Source organism: Mesorhizobium sp. C277A (genome assembly GCF_040324395.1).
Taxonomy (GTDB): domain Bacteria; phylum Pseudomonadota; class Alphaproteobacteria; order Rhizobiales; family Rhizobiaceae; genus Mesorhizobium.
Genome location: NZ_JAMYVW010000002.1, coordinates 2,658,260 through 2,672,008, shown reverse-complemented (window position 1 = coordinate 2,672,008; position 13,749 = coordinate 2,658,260). Strand labels below are relative to the sequence as shown.

General features: G+C 63.2%; 12 protein-coding genes and 1 tRNA gene. 10 read left to right on the top strand and 3 right to left on the bottom strand.

The genetic code is table 11. From position 1 onward, the window contains the following. Window position 1 precedes the first annotated feature (1 nt). From nuoN to NKK52_RS13310, 9 genes are all read left to right on the top strand, one after another. Window positions 2-1,438, top strand: coding sequence for an NADH-quinone oxidoreductase subunit NuoN (gene nuoN, locus NKK52_RS13350; RefSeq protein WP_023685205.1), 1,437 nt, complete (start codon window positions 2-4; stop codon window positions 1,436-1,438). 4 nt (window positions 1,439-1,442) lie between these two features. Then, entirely contained in the window at window positions 1,443-2,264 is an 822-nt protein-coding gene (locus NKK52_RS13345; protein ID WP_023709242.1) for a biotin--[acetyl-CoA-carboxylase] ligase, read from the top strand. A gap of 33 nt (window positions 2,265-2,297) precedes the next feature. Continuing rightward, complete coding sequence (locus NKK52_RS13340; RefSeq protein ID WP_023685206.1) at window positions 2,298-3,971, top strand: ribonuclease J; 1,674 nt, start codon at window positions 2,298-2,300, stop codon at window positions 3,969-3,971. Between the two features lie 97 nt (window positions 3,972-4,068). Next, complete coding sequence (gene mce, locus NKK52_RS13335; protein WP_023685207.1) at window positions 4,069-4,473, top strand: methylmalonyl-CoA epimerase; 405 nt, start codon at window positions 4,069-4,071, stop codon at window positions 4,471-4,473. Further along, entirely contained in the window at window positions 4,470-4,754 is a 285-nt protein-coding gene (locus NKK52_RS13330) for a DUF1467 family protein (protein ID WP_023670803.1), read from the top strand. The genes mce and NKK52_RS13330 overlap by 4 nt, the downstream gene beginning before the upstream one ends. A gap of 729 nt (window positions 4,755-5,483) precedes the next feature. After that, the gene (proS, locus tag NKK52_RS13325) at window positions 5,484-6,812 is read left to right on the top strand and encodes a proline--tRNA ligase (RefSeq protein WP_023685209.1); all 1,329 of its coding nucleotides are present in this window, start codon (window positions 5,484-5,486) and stop codon (window positions 6,810-6,812) included. A gap of 104 nt (window positions 6,813-6,916) precedes the next feature. Then, window positions 6,917-8,155 carry a lipoprotein-releasing ABC transporter permease subunit gene (locus NKK52_RS13320; RefSeq protein ID WP_031203238.1) on the top strand — a complete coding sequence of 413 codons (1,239 nt, stop codon included), beginning with the start codon at window positions 6,917-6,919 and terminating at the stop codon, window positions 8,153-8,155. Then, the gene (locus tag NKK52_RS13315; RefSeq protein WP_023685211.1) at window positions 8,152-8,835 is read left to right on the top strand and encodes an ABC transporter ATP-binding protein; all 684 of its coding nucleotides are present in this window, start codon (window positions 8,152-8,154) and stop codon (window positions 8,833-8,835) included. The genes NKK52_RS13320 and NKK52_RS13315 overlap by 4 nt, the downstream gene beginning before the upstream one ends. Window positions 8,836-9,273: 438 nt before the next feature. After that, window positions 9,274-10,524, top strand: a complete 1,251-nt coding sequence (locus tag NKK52_RS13310) for a peptidase M50 (protein WP_023685212.1) — start codon at window positions 9,274-9,276, stop codon at window positions 10,522-10,524. A 19-nt stretch (window positions 10,525-10,543) separates the two neighbouring features. Here NKK52_RS13310 and lipB read toward each other — a convergent pair whose 3' ends face one another. Further along, window positions 10,544-11,287 carry a lipoyl(octanoyl) transferase LipB gene (lipB, locus tag NKK52_RS13305; protein ID WP_023685213.1) on the bottom strand — a complete coding sequence of 248 codons (744 nt, stop codon included), beginning with the start codon at window positions 11,285-11,287 and terminating at the stop codon, window positions 10,544-10,546. 256 nt (window positions 11,288-11,543) lie between these two features. Between lipB and NKK52_RS13300 the strand changes: the two genes are divergently transcribed. After that, window positions 11,544-11,628: transfer RNA gene (locus NKK52_RS13300), tRNA-Leu, on the top strand. 200 nt (window positions 11,629-11,828) lie between these two features. Here NKK52_RS13300 and NKK52_RS13295 read toward each other — a convergent pair. Beyond that, a complete protein-coding gene (locus NKK52_RS13295) occupies window positions 11,829-12,062 on the bottom strand; it encodes a GcrA family cell cycle regulator (protein ID WP_084558265.1) in 234 nt (77 codons plus the stop codon). Between the two features lie 235 nt (window positions 12,063-12,297). After that, window positions 12,298-13,377: a sensor histidine kinase gene (locus tag NKK52_RS13290; RefSeq protein ID WP_023685214.1), complete on the bottom strand. Its 1,080-nt coding sequence runs from the start codon at window positions 13,375-13,377 to the stop codon at window positions 12,298-12,300. Between the last annotated feature and the right edge of the window lie 372 nt (window positions 13,378-13,749).

Genomic DNA, 13,749 nt, shown 5'->3' with positions numbered 1-13,749 from the left:
CATGACGCCGGACCTTTACTCCAGCCTTTCGCTCTCGACGCCGGAGCTGATCCTCGCCATCGGCGCGCTGGCGCTGTTGATGGTGGGCGCCTATTCGCGCGCCAACACTGCCATTCTGGTGACCGGCCTTGCCGTCGCCGTGCTGGTGATCGCAGGTCTATGGCTGATCTTTCCCACGGGGCAGGGGAGCGCCTACGGCAACGCCTTCATCCAGGATCCGTTCTCCCGCTTCATGAAGGTGCTGTCGCTGATCGGTTCGGCGGTGACGCTGGTGATGTCGATGCGCTTCGCCAGGCAGGAGCATTTCGATAAGTTCGAATACCCGGTGCTGATCCTGCTCTGCACGCTCGGTATGATGCTGATGATCTCGGCCAACGGCATGATCGGGCTCTATCTCGGCCTCGAACTGCAGTCGCTGGCGATCTACGTGCTGGCGGCGATCAACCGCGACAATCTGCGTTCGACCGAGGCCGGTTTGAAGTATTTTGTGCTGGGCGCGCTGTCGTCGGGCATGCTGCTTTACGGAATCAGCCTCATTTACGGCTACACCGGCAATGTAGGCTTCCAGGAAATTGCCTCCGCGCTTGGCAGCGGCGAGCGCCAGTTGGGTCTCGTCGTCGGCCTGGTCTTCGTTTTGGCCGGCCTTGCCTTTAAGATTTCCGCGGTGCCGTTCCATATGTGGACGCCCGATGTCTACGAGGGCGCACCGACGCCGGTCACCGCTTTCCTGGCGGCCGCTCCCAAAATGGCGGCAATGGCGCTGATCGTGCGCGTCACCATGGGCGCCTTCAAGCCGATCGCTTCCGACTGGCAGCAGATCATCGTCTTCATCTCGATCGCCTCGATGGCGCTCGGCTCCTTTGCTGCGATCGGCCAGACCAACATCAAGCGGCTGATGGCGTACTCCTCGATCGGCCATATGGGCTATGCGCTGGTCGGCCTTGCCTCCAACAGCCAGGCCGGCGTGCGCGGCGTCGCCATCTACATGCTGATCTATCTCGTCATGACGCTCGGCACCTTCGCCTTCATCCTCGCCATGCGGCGCAAGGAAGGCAATGTCGAGCAGATCAGCGATCTCGCCGGTCTGTCGTCGACCAACCCGATCATGGCGACGATCCTGACCATCCTGATGTTCTCGCTGGCCGGCATCCCGCCGCTCGCCGGCTTCTGGGGGAAATGGTACGTGTTCCTCGCCGCCATCAACGCCAACCTCTATGCGCTGGCGATCATCGGCGTGCTGGCCTCCGTCGTGGGCGCGTTCTACTATCTGCGCATCATCAAGATCATGTGGTTCGACGAACCGGCCGGCGGCTTCGTGCCGATGGCGGTTGAGCTGCGCCTCGTGCTTGGCATCTCCGGCGCTTTCGTGCTGTTCTATGTGCTGATCGGCGGTCCGATCGCGACCTACGCCGAAGCCGCCGCCAAGACATTTTTCTGAACGGATGGCATTTCGGCTGGCTCCGACCTCTGAGACGGAAGGGTTCCGGCTCGAGGCCCATGACAGTGTGGGTTCCACCAACACGCTTGCGCTGGACCATGCAAGGGCAGGCGACCCCGGCAAATTGTGGGTCGTTTCCAAGAAGCAGGAAAGCGGCCGTGGCCGCCGCGGCAGGGCCTGGGTATCGCCCGAGGGCAATCTGGCGGCGACATTGCTGGTCATCACCGGCGGTGAGTTGCGTCTGGCGGCGACGCTGGGCTTCGTCGCCGGCCTGTCGCTGGCCGATGCGCTCGACGCCGTGGTGCCGAAGGGCAGGATCGCTATCGGCCTCGACGGCGCCAGCCAGGGGCAGAACCGCTTCGAGCTGAAATGGCCGAACGATGTGCTGGCCTCCGGCGCCAAGCTGGCCGGCATCCTGCTGGAATCGGCCATTCTCGATGGCGGCCGTTTCGCGGTGGCGGTGGGCATCGGCGTCAATGTGGTGGCGCATCCGCCGGATTTGCCGTATCCGGCGACATCGCTTCAGGCGCTGGGCGCGACATGCGACGCCGAAACGCTGTTCTTGGCGCTGTCCGATGCCTGGACCGACAATGCCCGGCTGTGGGATGACGGACGCGGGCTCGACGCCATCCGGCGTCGCTGGCTATCGCGCGCGGCGGGGCTTGGCGGCGAGGTTGCTGTCAGGATTGACGGGAATGTGGTGCGCGGTACCTTCGAGACCATTGACGCGGACTGCCGTTTCGTGATCCGCGATGATGAGGGGTCGGTCGTGACGGTAGCCGCCGGCGACGTGCATTTCGGCGCCGTCGCGTCGGCAAAGATTTAGGGGCTGGCCGCAAGGGCCGGGAAGGGAAAATTGATGGCGAAAGCGCAAAACGCCGAACTCGTCTTCGTGCCGCTCGGCGGCGTCGGCGAGATCGGCATGAACTTCGCCCTTTACGGCTATGGGCCGCCTAGCGCGCGCGAGTGGATCGTCGTCGATGTCGGCGTGACTTTTCCCGATGCGGCGCATCCTGGCGTCGACCTGATCCTGCCCGATACGCGCTTCATCGAGGAGAACCTCGCCGGCCTGCGCGGCGTCATCATCACCCACGCGCATGAAGACCATTACGGGGCGCTGCTCGACATCTGGCCGAAGCTGAAGGCGCCGGTGTGGATGACCCCGTTCAGCGCCGGACTGCTGGACGCCAAGCGCCAGGGCGAGCAGGGCGCGCCGAAGAAAATTCCGGTGACGATCTACCGGGCAGGCGAAACATTCACTGTCGGCCCGTTCTCGATCGAGGCCATTCCGGTGGCGCACTCGATCCCCGAGCCGATGTCGCTGGCGATCACCTCGCCGGCCGGCACCGTCATCCATACCGGCGACTGGAAGATCGATCCGGAACCGACGATCGGTCCGAAAACCGACGAGGCGCGGTTTCGCGCCTATGGCGACAAGGGTGTGCTGGCGCTGATCTGCGATTCCACCAATGCGCTGCGCGAAGGCGAATCGCCGTCGGAAGTGGCGGTGGGCGAAGGCCTCAGGGGCGTCATCCAGAGCGCTGTCGGCCGTGTCGCCGTCACCACCTTCTCCTCCAATGTCGGACGCATCGTCTCCATCGCCAAGGCGGCGCGCGATGCCGGCCGCCAGTGCCTGGTGCTCGGCCGCTCGCTGAAGCGGGTCATCGATGTCGCCGGCGAACTCGGCTACATGGACGGGCTGCCGGAGTTCATCGCCGAGGAGGATTTCGGCTTCATCCCGCGCGAGAACCTGGTCATCATCTGCACCGGCAGCCAGGGCGAGGCGCTGGCGGCACTGGCAAAACTTTCGCGCGACGAGATGAAATCGGTGTCGCTGACGGCCGGCGACACGGTGGTGTTTTCCTCACGCACCATTCCCGGCAACGAGAAGGCGATCCTCGAGATCAAGAACCGCCTCATCGACCTCGGCATCAAGATCATCGAGGATGGCGACGCGCTTGTGCATGTCTCCGGCCATCCCCGCCGCAGCGAATTGCGCAGGATGTATGAGTGGGTGCGGCCGCAGATCGGCGTTCCCGTGCATGGCGAAGCCGCGCATCTGGTGGCGCAGGGGTCGCTGATGTCGACCTCCGGCATCGGCCAGGTGGCGCAGGTGCGCGACGGCGACATGCTGCGGCTGGCGCCGGGTCCGGCCACGATCATCGACCAGGTGCCGTTCGGCCGCATCTACAAGGACGGCAGGCTGATCGGCACCGACCAGGCGATGGGCATACGCGACCGGCGCAAGCTATCCTTCGCCGGCCATGTCGCGGTCAATGTCGTGCTCGACGACAAATATGAGCTCGCCGGCGATCCCGATCTGGTCGCCATCGGCGTCGCCGAGGCCGATGCCCGTGGCGAAAACATGGAAGATCTGATGCTCGACGCGGCCGTCGGCGCGGTCGACTCGATCCCTCGCCAGCGCCGCAAGGACCTCGATCTGGTACAGGAAGCGGTGCGCCGCGCCGTGCGCGGCGCCGCCAACGAGGCCTGGGGCAAGAAGCCGCTGGTGACGGTGTTTGTGACGAGGTGAGGGAATAGGCAGTAGGCGGTAGGCAGTGGAGAAAAATGCAGATGTATCACTACTGCCTACTGCCCATTCCCTACTCCCTTAACTTGTGGAGCACTTCATGCTGGGACGCCTGAACCATGTAGCACTTGCCGTGCCGGACCTGGCCGCGGCGATTGCGGCCTATCGCGATACGCTTGGCGCGAAGGTCACCGCGCCGCAAGCGCTGCCCGAGCATGGCGTTACCGTGGTGTTCGTCGATGTCGGCAACACCAAGATCGAACTCCTGGAGCCGCTGGGCGAACGGTCGCCGATCGCGGCCTTTCTGGCGAAGAACCCCTCGGGTGGCATGCATCATGTCTGCTACGAGGTCGATGACATCCTTGTCGCGCGCGATCACCTCAAAGCGAGCGGCGCCCGCGTGCTGGGCGACGGCAATCCCAAAACCGGCGCCCACGGCAAGCCGGTGCTGTTCCTGCATCCCAAGGATTTCTTCGGCACGCTGGTCGAACTGGAGCAGGCATGAGCTGGATTTCGTTTGCCGCGCTGTTCTTCATCACGTGGTGGCTGATGCTGTTCATCGTGCTACCGTTCAGCGTCAAGACGCAGGATGACGACCAGGACGTGACGCTGGGCACGGTTGCGAGCGCGCCGCGCGGACCGCATATGCTGCGCGCCGTGATCCGCACCACCATCGTCACTGCTGTCGTCATGGGGGTTTTCTACAGCCTGACGCACGGGCTGGGCTACAGCCTCGACGAAGTCCCGCACATCATCCCCGAAGCCAGCCAGGCACCGGCTAACTAACCACTTTCCCGCCGGCAGATCGGCTGGGATGTTTGTGTTTGTTTCGGAGCGCCAAACTCAGATTTTGTCTCGCCAGCCTGCGATGCGCAATAGGCGGCCAGGCATGGCCCACCCGCATTAGAATCACGCCTTGGTGTCAGGCTGACGCAAGCTCACGTGATTTGGGAACAGGTTGATCTAACCAGATGATCGGGCAAAAAAAATGCAAGGCACAAGGCCTTGCAATTTAAACGCGTTCCGATCTGTTTTCCGGTTTCCGGCGGCAGCGGGTAACCGCGCCTAGATCGCATCCTCCCAAGACTTTGACCGCGTAGGAGAGCAGATTTTTCTCCACCCTCTCGGTTATCGGGGCACACTAGCCTAACCCTGATGAAATTGTCACGCAGAATTTTGCCCGCAATCGGGCAATCTGTGCTGCAGTGCACAATAGTGCGGCAGGCTTTGCTTGCGAAACGAACAACGCCGGGGCTGCCGCATTAATGGGGCCAGGTGTGCCGCGTAGCCCGGACGCGCAAAGCGTGTGTGAGGACTTTGCAGTCAGGCGATCACTTTGCGTCAGAAGCATTATCGTTTTCGGTGCGAAGGTTTTTGGAAGAAGAATCGATTTTTGCGATTTCGGACCGATGCGACCGGTCGGGTTTCCATTCCGTCACGAAATAGCTATGAAGCCGGGGCAAGCAAGCCAGCCGCGCCGATTCCGGTGCAGCCTCCTCTCTCACGGACCTGTCCATGCGTTTGTCGCAGTTTTTCCTGCCCATCCTGAAAGAAAATCCGCGCGAGGCCGAGATCGTCTCGCACCGGCTGATGCTGCGCGCCGGCATGATCCGCCAGCAGGGGCAGGGCAGCTTTTCCTGGCTGCCGCTAGGCAAGCTGGTGCTGGACAAGGTTTGCCGCATCATCCGCGAGGAGCAGAACCGCGCCGGCGCGCTGGAAATCCTGATGCCGACCATCCAGTCGGCCGATCTGTGGCGCGAAAGCGGCCGCTATGACGATTACGGCAAGGAGATGCTGCGCATCAAGGACCGGCAGGACCGCGACATGCTTTACGGTCCGACCAATGAGGAAGTGGTCACCGAAATCGTGCGCGCCTACGTCAAGTCCTACAAGGACTTGCCGCTAAACCTCTACCACATCCAGTGGAAGTTCCGCGACGAGGTGCGTCCGCGCTTTGGCGTCATGCGTTCACGCGAATTCCTGATGAAGGACGCCTATTCCTTCGACCTCGATTTCAAGGGCGCGAAGGCCGCCTATAACCGCATGTTCGTATCCTATCTCCGAACGTTCACGCGCATGGGGCTGCAGGCCATTCCGATGCGGGCCGACACCGGGCCGATCGGCGGCGATCTCAGCCATGAATTCATCATCCTGGCCGACACCGGCGAGAGCCAGGTCTATTGCGACCGCGAATATCTGTCGCTCCAGGTGCCCGGCGAGAAAACCGACTTCGGCAATGACGGCGAGATCGCCGACATCGTCAAGACGTGGACGACGCCTTACGCCGCCACCGACGAGATGCATGACGAGGCGGCCTGGGACAAGCTTGGCGAGGCCGACCGGGTCTCGGCACGCGGCATCGAGGTCGGCCACATCTTCCATTTCGGCGACAAATATTCCAAGCCCATGGGCGCCAAGGTGACCGGGCCCGACGGCAAGGATCATTTCGTTTCCGGCGGCTCCTACGGTATCGGTCCGTCGCGGCTGGTGGCGGCGATCATCGAGGCCAGCCATGACGACAACGGCATCATCTGGCCGGAAGCGGTGACGCCGTTCGACATCGGCCTGATCAACATGAAGGCCGGCGACGCCGAGTGCGACCGCGTCTGCGGCGAGCTCTACGCCGCCTTCACCGGCGCCGGCAAGGATGTGCTTTACGACGACACCGACCAGCGGCCGGGCGGCAAGTTCGCCACCGCCGACCTGATCGGCCTGCCCTGGCAGGTGGTCGTCGGGCCGCGCGGCGTGGCCGCCGGCGAGATCGAGATCAAGAACCGCCGGACCGGCGAGCGCGAGACGCTGCCGGTCGCGGAGGCCAGGAAACGCTTCGGTGCAACCGCATGAGCGAAGCCGCGGCAGCGAAGTCTTCGGTAGCCCAGTCTCCGGTTGGCAAGTCTCCGGTCGCCAAGTCTCCGGTCACCAAGTCTCCGGTCGCCGGCCCGTTCTCCATGTTCGAACGCATGGTCGCCTGGCGTTATTTGCGGTCGCGCCGCAAGGAGACGGTGATCTCGGTCATCGCCTCGATCTCCTTCCTCGGCATCATGCTGGGCGTCGCCACGCTGATCGTCGTCATGGCTGTCATGAACGGGTTTCGAGCCGAACTTCTGACCCGCATCCTCGGCGTCAACGGCCATCTGATCGTGCAGCCGCTGGATTCGCCGCTTGAGGATTATGCGCAGGTCGCAGCCCGCATCAACGGCGTGGCCGGCGTCAAATACGCGATCCCGCTGATCGACGGCCAGGTGCTGGCGCAAGGCAATGTCGGCGGCGGCATGGGCGCGCTGGTGCGCGGTATCAGGGCCGAAGACCTCGGCAAGATCGCCATCGTCGCCCAAAACGTCAAGCAAGGCACGCTTGACGGCTTCGACTCCGGCGAGGGCGTCGCCATCGGCAAGCGCATGGCGGAGAATCTCGGCCTTGTGCTCGGCGACACCATCACGCTGATCTCGCCGGAGGGCGACGTCACGCCGATGGGCACGACGCCGCGGCTGAAGGGCTACAAGGTGGCGGCGATCTTCGAGGTCGGCATGTCGGAGTATGACAGCTCCATCGTCTACATGCCGTTTTCCGAAGCGCAGCTCTATTTCAACATGGACGGCAGGGCGCAGACGATCGAGATCTATGTCGACAATCCCGACAATGTCGACGCGCTGAAACCGCTGGTGGATGCGGCGGCGCAACGGCCGATCGACATGGTCGACTGGCGCCAGCGCAACGAGACGTTCTTTTCAGCACTGCAGGTCGAGCGCAACGTCATGTTCATGATCCTGACGCTGATCGTGCTGGTGGCGGCGCTCAACATCATCTCCGGCCTGATCATGCTGGTGAAGGACAAGGGCCACGATATCGCCATCCTGCGCACAATGGGCGCCTCGCGCGGCGCCATCCTGCGCATCTTCCTGATGACGGGTGCTGCGATCGGCGTAACCGGCACGCTCGCCGGCGTGCTGCTCGGGGTGCTCATCTGCACCAACATCGAATCGATCCGCCAGTTCTTCTCCTGGATGACCGGCAAGGTGCTGTTCAATCCGGAACTCTATTTCCTCAGCCAACTGCCGGCAAAGATGGACCCGCGCGAGACCACCTATGTCATCCTGATGGCGCTCGGCCTGTCCTTCCTAGCAACGGTGTTTCCGGCATGGCGCGCCGCACGGCTCGATCCGGTCGAGGCCTTGAGATACGAATGAAGTCCGAGATCATTATCGAGCTGAAGAGCGTCGAGCGGCACTATGTCCAGGGGCCGCGCAAGCTCACCATTTTGAACGGCGCCGACTTTTCGCTGAAGCGCGGCGAGATGGTGGCGCTGGTGGCGCCGTCGGGCACCGGCAAGTCGACGCTGCTCCATACGGCGGGCCTGCTCGAGCGCCCCGACGCCGGTGACGTCATTCTGGCCGGCCGCGCCTGCGGACGGCTCTCCGACGACGAACGCACGGCGATCCGCCGCAACGATGTCGGCTTCGTCTATCAGTTCCATCATCTGCTGCCGGAGTTTTCGGCACTGGAAAACATCATGATGCCGCAGCTGATCAAAGGGCTTTCGCGCAAGGAGGCGTCGGAGCGCGCAGCACAGCTGCTCGACTATATGCAGATCGGCAAGCGCGCGTCGCACCGGCCGTCGGAGCTGTCCGGCGGCGAACAGCAGCGCGTCGCCATCGCCCGTGCCGTCGCCAACGCGCCCTTGCTGCTTTTGGCCGACGAGCCGACCGGCAATCTCGACCCGGTCACCGCGTCCTATGTGTTCGAGGCGCTTGGCGCGCTGGTCAAGCAGTCCGGCCTTGCCGCGCTGATCGCCACCCACAATCACGAGCTCGCCTCGCGCATGGACCGCCGGGTGACGCTGGCGGACGGCAAGGTCGTTCCGTTGTAGGCCCCAACTTCGTCATCCTAGGGCGAAGCAGGAGCGGAGCTCCGTCGCGAAGACGCTAGGATGACGAAGTGATTGGGGCGTGTCGGCCATGCGATGCGCCCTCCGTCAACACTGTCGTCACCCCGTCAACCTTTCCTTAACCCTGCTCAAACCAGCTGTCAGGATTCGTCGGCAGATCGTTGACATTCGAACAAAATTAGAACAAAATACGAACATAGCAACAACAGGAGAGAGTTATGAGCGATCTTGTTCAGGACGTCGTTTCGTTGGTGTGCATGAGTGCGTTTCTCGTTTCCATGGCCGTCTGGATCGGCGCCATGTGATGCAACTGCGGTTCGCCGCACTGTTTTAGGCGGGCAGGAAGGCGCTGTGCTGTTAAGCCTTTCTTGCCGCCATGACGCTATGCTGCCCCGCCAAGACAGGGAGCAAAAACCTCAGGTGTCGCCGATCGTGACGGCCCTTCTCGTGGCCGGTAATCTCGGACTAATTTTCCTTCTGATGACCGCGCCTCTCGGTTTGCGCACGGTGCGGCTGAGCCGCGTGGTTGCCGTGGACCGGCAGCGCCTCTGGCAGGCGCTGTGGCCGCTCGGCAGCGATGCCGGCTGGTCCGGCGAGATACTCTCGGCCCAGCCGCTGGACGGGCAGGGCACGGCCCGCATCCTGCTGTCCTGGGAGGGCCGGGACGGCCAGCCGATCGAGCGAAGGTCGCGCTTCGAGGACGTGGTCGAAGGCAGTCGTTTTTCGATGCGGGTCATCGAGGATACCGCGCTCGACGCGTCGTTCTGGAAGGATTTTTACGAGACCACCGAACTCACCTCGGAAGGTGCCGGCACGCGGGTGACGCTCAGTCAGACCGATCGCTATCGCGGCGTCGCCTTCCTGGTGTTCCGCTACTTCGCCATGCGCCGCGAGCTCGGCAAGCTGGAGATCTGGGCGAGGACCGGACAGTATCGCAAGGGCGGCTGGTTCGAGCATCCGCTGAGCCAGGTCGGTTTCGCCGTTCTGTCGGCTTTCATCCTTTGGCCGTTCTTCGGGCTCAATCTCGGCGGCCTGGCGCTGGCCGCGATCCTGACCTCGGTGGTTGCCCTGCATGAGCTCGGCCACATGGCGGCCTTTCGGCTAACCGGTCATCGCAAGGCGCGGATGATCTTTATCCCGCTGCTCGGCGGCATCGCCATTGGCGGCCGGCCTTATGACAGCCGCTTCGAGGTCGCCTTCGTGGCGCTGATGGGCGCTGGTTTTTCCGCGTTCCTGGTACCGCTGCTGATCGTCGCCAGCGGGCTCGCATCCGGCGAGGGACATCGGCTCGCCGCGGCCTTTCTGGCGACGCTTGCCGGCTTTGCCGCATTGTTCAACATCGCCAATCTGGTGCCGGTTTGGAAATTCGACGGCGGCCAGGTACTGCGCCAGATCTGCCCGGGGCCGGTCGCCCTGGCGCTCGCCTCGTTTTCGCTGCTCTCGGCCTTGCTGTGGCTTGGCTGGCTGGCCGGCTTTTCCCAAACCTTTCTGCTGGTGGCGGGCGCCGTCTTTGCCATCCTCAGCCTGATGACAGTGGGTAGCGGGGTAAAACCGCGCTACGAACTGAAACCGATCCGCACCTTCGATCGTTTCGCCATCGCCGGCGCGCTGCTGGCCGTCTTCGCCGTTCACGGTTTCGGGCTGTTGTGGGCCTCGGCGCGGTTGCTTTGAGCGTTGGTCGAGGCGAGACTCAGCCGGCCTTGCGAGCCGGTTCTGCAGAAGTTGACTCCGCTGCCCCGAAAACATCCTCGAAGGCGGATTTCAGCGCCAGGTCGAAATCGCCCATGGTCACGGGCAGGCCGAGGTCGACGAGGCTGGTGACGCCGTGATCCGGCACGCCGCATGGCACGATGCCGCTGAAATGGCTGAGATCCGGCTCGACATTGACGGCAATGCCATGAAAGCTCACCCAGCGCCGCAGCCGGATGCCGATGGCCGCGATCTTGTCTTCAGCCGGCGAGCCGTCGGGCAGGGACGGGCGCTCGGGCCGCACCACCCAGACTCCGACGCGGTCCTCGCGGCGTTCGCCGCGTACATTAAAGGCGGCAAGCGTGCCGATGATCCACTGCTCGAGCGCGGCGACGAAGGCGCGCACATCCTCACGCCGGCGCTTCAGGTCAAGCATGACATAGGCAACCCGCTGCCCCGGCCCGTGATAGGTGTATTCGCCGCCGCGCCCCGCGGCAAAGACCGGGAAACGGTCGGGGTCGATCAGGTCCTCGATGCGGGCGCTGGTCCCGGCGGTGTAAAGCGGCGGATGCTCGACCAGCCAGACCATCTCGGCAGCTGCACCCGCGCGGATTGCCTCGGCGCGCGCTTCCATCAGGGCCAGCGCATCGGTGTAGCCGGTCAGGCCGGGCTCGATGCGCCATTCGACCGGCGCCGAACCCGGCAAGGGCAGGAACGACGTGGCGATCTGGCTGCGTTCGGTCATGGCTTTTTCGTTTTTCGCGTGATGCACACCGGCTTGGCGAAACCGCCTTGCGCTCTGGGGTCAAATGCATTTGCCCTTCATATGGCGGTATCCGGCTGAAACGTCCAGTTCGCCGTCCTTTGCGCGTCCCACAGGACGCGCGGCGCTGTAGAGGCCGATATGCCAATTCGCGGCGATTATTGCGCGCCGCGCCCTTGTTTCGCAGGAAACGATTTGCTACACGCCGCGAGCCGGTTCGTTCCGGCTCCTACCACGGGCGGTCGTGGCGGAATTGGTAGACGCGCAGCGTTGAGGTCGCTGTGGGGCAACCCGTGGAAGTTCGAGTCTTCTCGACCGCACCATAATTTTTCGGCCATTGAAATCATTGCGGCTTCTCAGGCCGTCGACGCCAAATCATCGCCTTTGGCGCTTGAACCGGCCGCAGCAGAGTTGCAACAAGAGGTCGCAGAGCCGCACGCGAACGCCGCTTGGCTCGCACCGGCCAGCCTCCTGCACCCGAGTCCCCGGCTTTGCCGGTGGCGGGGCAGGGGATGTGGGTGACCTAAGCGGCGCGTCGTTGCGGGAAATGGAGACCCGGACGGGCTCGACGAGGATCAACGGCCGTCACGACGGTGTGGTGGTGATCGCAATAGACGCGATCCGGCGACGTCGGCCCGGCACAAAAACGGTAACCACCGGGTACCAACCGGTCTTCGCTCACCGGGAAGCGGCACTGGTTGAGGCCTAGCTGAATGAGGGGGACGTCTCTCGACGCTGGTCTGATATTTTCATGCATGATGGTTTTCAGTTTCCTGGTTCATAGCCATTGCCGGCTGACGGCCGCGGTGCGACCCGCCGGAGCGAGCTTCTCTCGTTTTGGAGGGCTGTGGACCACATATGGTGCTGATCGCACCGTCAAAGAAGCCCGGCGCCCCGCTTCTGCAGCCAAATCGTTTGCGACTTAAGGCCACACCCGCGAGCGCCCGAAGCACCTGTCCGGCCGGGATTTCCCGGCGCGCCGTTGCATAGCCTCAGTCCGTCGCCGCCGATCGCTTGAAGACGATGGTGACCCTGGTTCCCTCGCCGGCACTCGACTTGACGTCGAATTGCGCCTTGGCATTTTCGGTCAGCGACCGCGCGATCAGGGAGCCGAGCTTGCCGGGCCTGGGCCAGGTCTCACCCGTCGGCAGACCGATCCCATCATCGGCGACAGTCACCCGGCAACCATCGCCGCTGACGACGCTGTGCAGCGTGATCGTGCCGCCGTCGCGCCCGACGAATGCATGCTTGAGAGCGTTGGTCAGCAACTCATTGACGACCAGGCCTGTCGGCATGGCAACGTTGATGGATACCGGATAGGTATCCACCTTAAGGTCGAGGCGGATACCTTCGACTGCGTGCGACGCCATGACGGCGGACGCGATCTGGCTAAGATACACACCAAGATCCACCTCATCCTTCTGCTGGTCAGCCGACAAGGTCTGGTAAAGGATTGCCAATGCGTCTACCCGGCCGGCAAGCCTTTCGAAACGCTTCTGGTCCGGTTCGGTGGCGTTGCGGGTTTCCATCCGGATCAAAGCGGTGATCATCTGCAGATTGTTTTTCACCCGATGCTGCAGTTCGCGCAACAGGGTGTCCTTCTCCCGGATGAGCTCCTCCGCGGGTCGCGCGTCCTCGGTCTCACCGTGTGCCGTGACGTCGACAAGCGCCACCAGCCGGAAGCAGAGCTTGCCGTTGTCGTCCTCGATAACGTTGGAATAAACGTCGACGATTGCCGGCTTGTCCTCGCCGCGCTCGAGGCGAAACGTGCCGACGAAATCGGTGTCTTCAACGACAGCCTCGGCGAGCGGCCTGTCCTTCTGCCGATGAAGCCCCCTGCCGGAAAGGGCCGCCCAGTTTTCCCGCGCAAGCTTCGGCGCCTTGAGGTCCGAGAGCTTCTCGAATTCGGGATTGGCGTAGACGACACGTTCCTTCGCGATCAATTCCGAGACGGCGATCGCGATCGGCATCTGGTCGAGAAATTTCTTGAACTGGTCGCTTTCCAGCGCGGTGGCGAGGTCAGGCGTATCGAGCAATTGCTCGACAGCGTCAGCCTTATCGGAGTCTGTCATCTCGGCGCCTGCGTGATGCGTGGAAGCCATCAATATCAGGCATGCAATTCACCCGCCATCTCCAATATCGAAGGGGATACGACAGCGTCACTACTGGTGCGGGCCGCGTCGCGCAGCGCTCCACCGCCTGCCGCTCACGAACGAATTGGACAGAAGGCATTTTTCTCAGGGCCGCCGAACTTTGAAAAGAAATGTCTATGGAATTTGTAGAATTACGCTTTGAATGGGATCTCGGTACTGCTCGCAAGCCTTGGCGGCCTTCGCCTCCTGAGTTGAGATCAGTGCTCTCGTTGCCAAGCAAGTCGGCTCCCGATGAGGGAGTTGCTCCGCCGATCGCTATGCGGCCGGCAGACGGCGGAGCATTGCCACCAG

What these genes read in the sequence shown, in the direction of transcription:
- mce (WP_023685207.1), top strand. Translation starts at nt 4,069, where the DNA reads ATGCTGGGACGCCTGAACCATGTAGCACTTGCCGTGCCGGACCTGGCC.
- NKK52_RS13330 (WP_023670803.1), top strand. Translation starts at nt 4,470, where the DNA reads ATGAGCTGGATTTCGTTTGCCGCGCTGTTCTTCATCACGTGGTGGCTG.
- NKK52_RS13320 (WP_031203238.1), top strand. Translation starts at nt 6,917, where the DNA reads ATGTTCGAACGCATGGTCGCCTGGCGTTATTTGCGGTCGCGCCGCAAG.
- nuoN (WP_023685205.1), top strand. Translation starts at nt 2, where the DNA reads ATGACGCCGGACCTTTACTCCAGCCTTTCGCTCTCGACGCCGGAGCTG.
- NKK52_RS13295 (WP_084558265.1), bottom strand. Translation starts at nt 12,062, where the DNA reads ATGCATGAAAATATCAGACCAGCGTCGAGAGACGTCCCCCTCATTCAG.
- NKK52_RS13340 (WP_023685206.1), top strand. Translation starts at nt 2,298, where the DNA reads ATGGCGAAAGCGCAAAACGCCGAACTCGTCTTCGTGCCGCTCGGCGGC.
- NKK52_RS13345 (WP_023709242.1), top strand. Translation starts at nt 1,443, where the DNA reads ATGGCATTTCGGCTGGCTCCGACCTCTGAGACGGAAGGGTTCCGGCTC.
- NKK52_RS13315 (WP_023685211.1), top strand. Translation starts at nt 8,152, where the DNA reads ATGAAGTCCGAGATCATTATCGAGCTGAAGAGCGTCGAGCGGCACTAT.
- proS (WP_023685209.1), top strand. Translation starts at nt 5,484, where the DNA reads ATGCGTTTGTCGCAGTTTTTCCTGCCCATCCTGAAAGAAAATCCGCGC.
- lipB (WP_023685213.1), bottom strand. Translation starts at nt 11,287, where the DNA reads ATGACCGAACGCAGCCAGATCGCCACGTCGTTCCTGCCCTTGCCGGGT.
- NKK52_RS13290 (WP_023685214.1), bottom strand. Translation starts at nt 13,377, where the DNA reads ATGACAGACTCCGATAAGGCTGACGCTGTCGAGCAATTGCTCGATACG.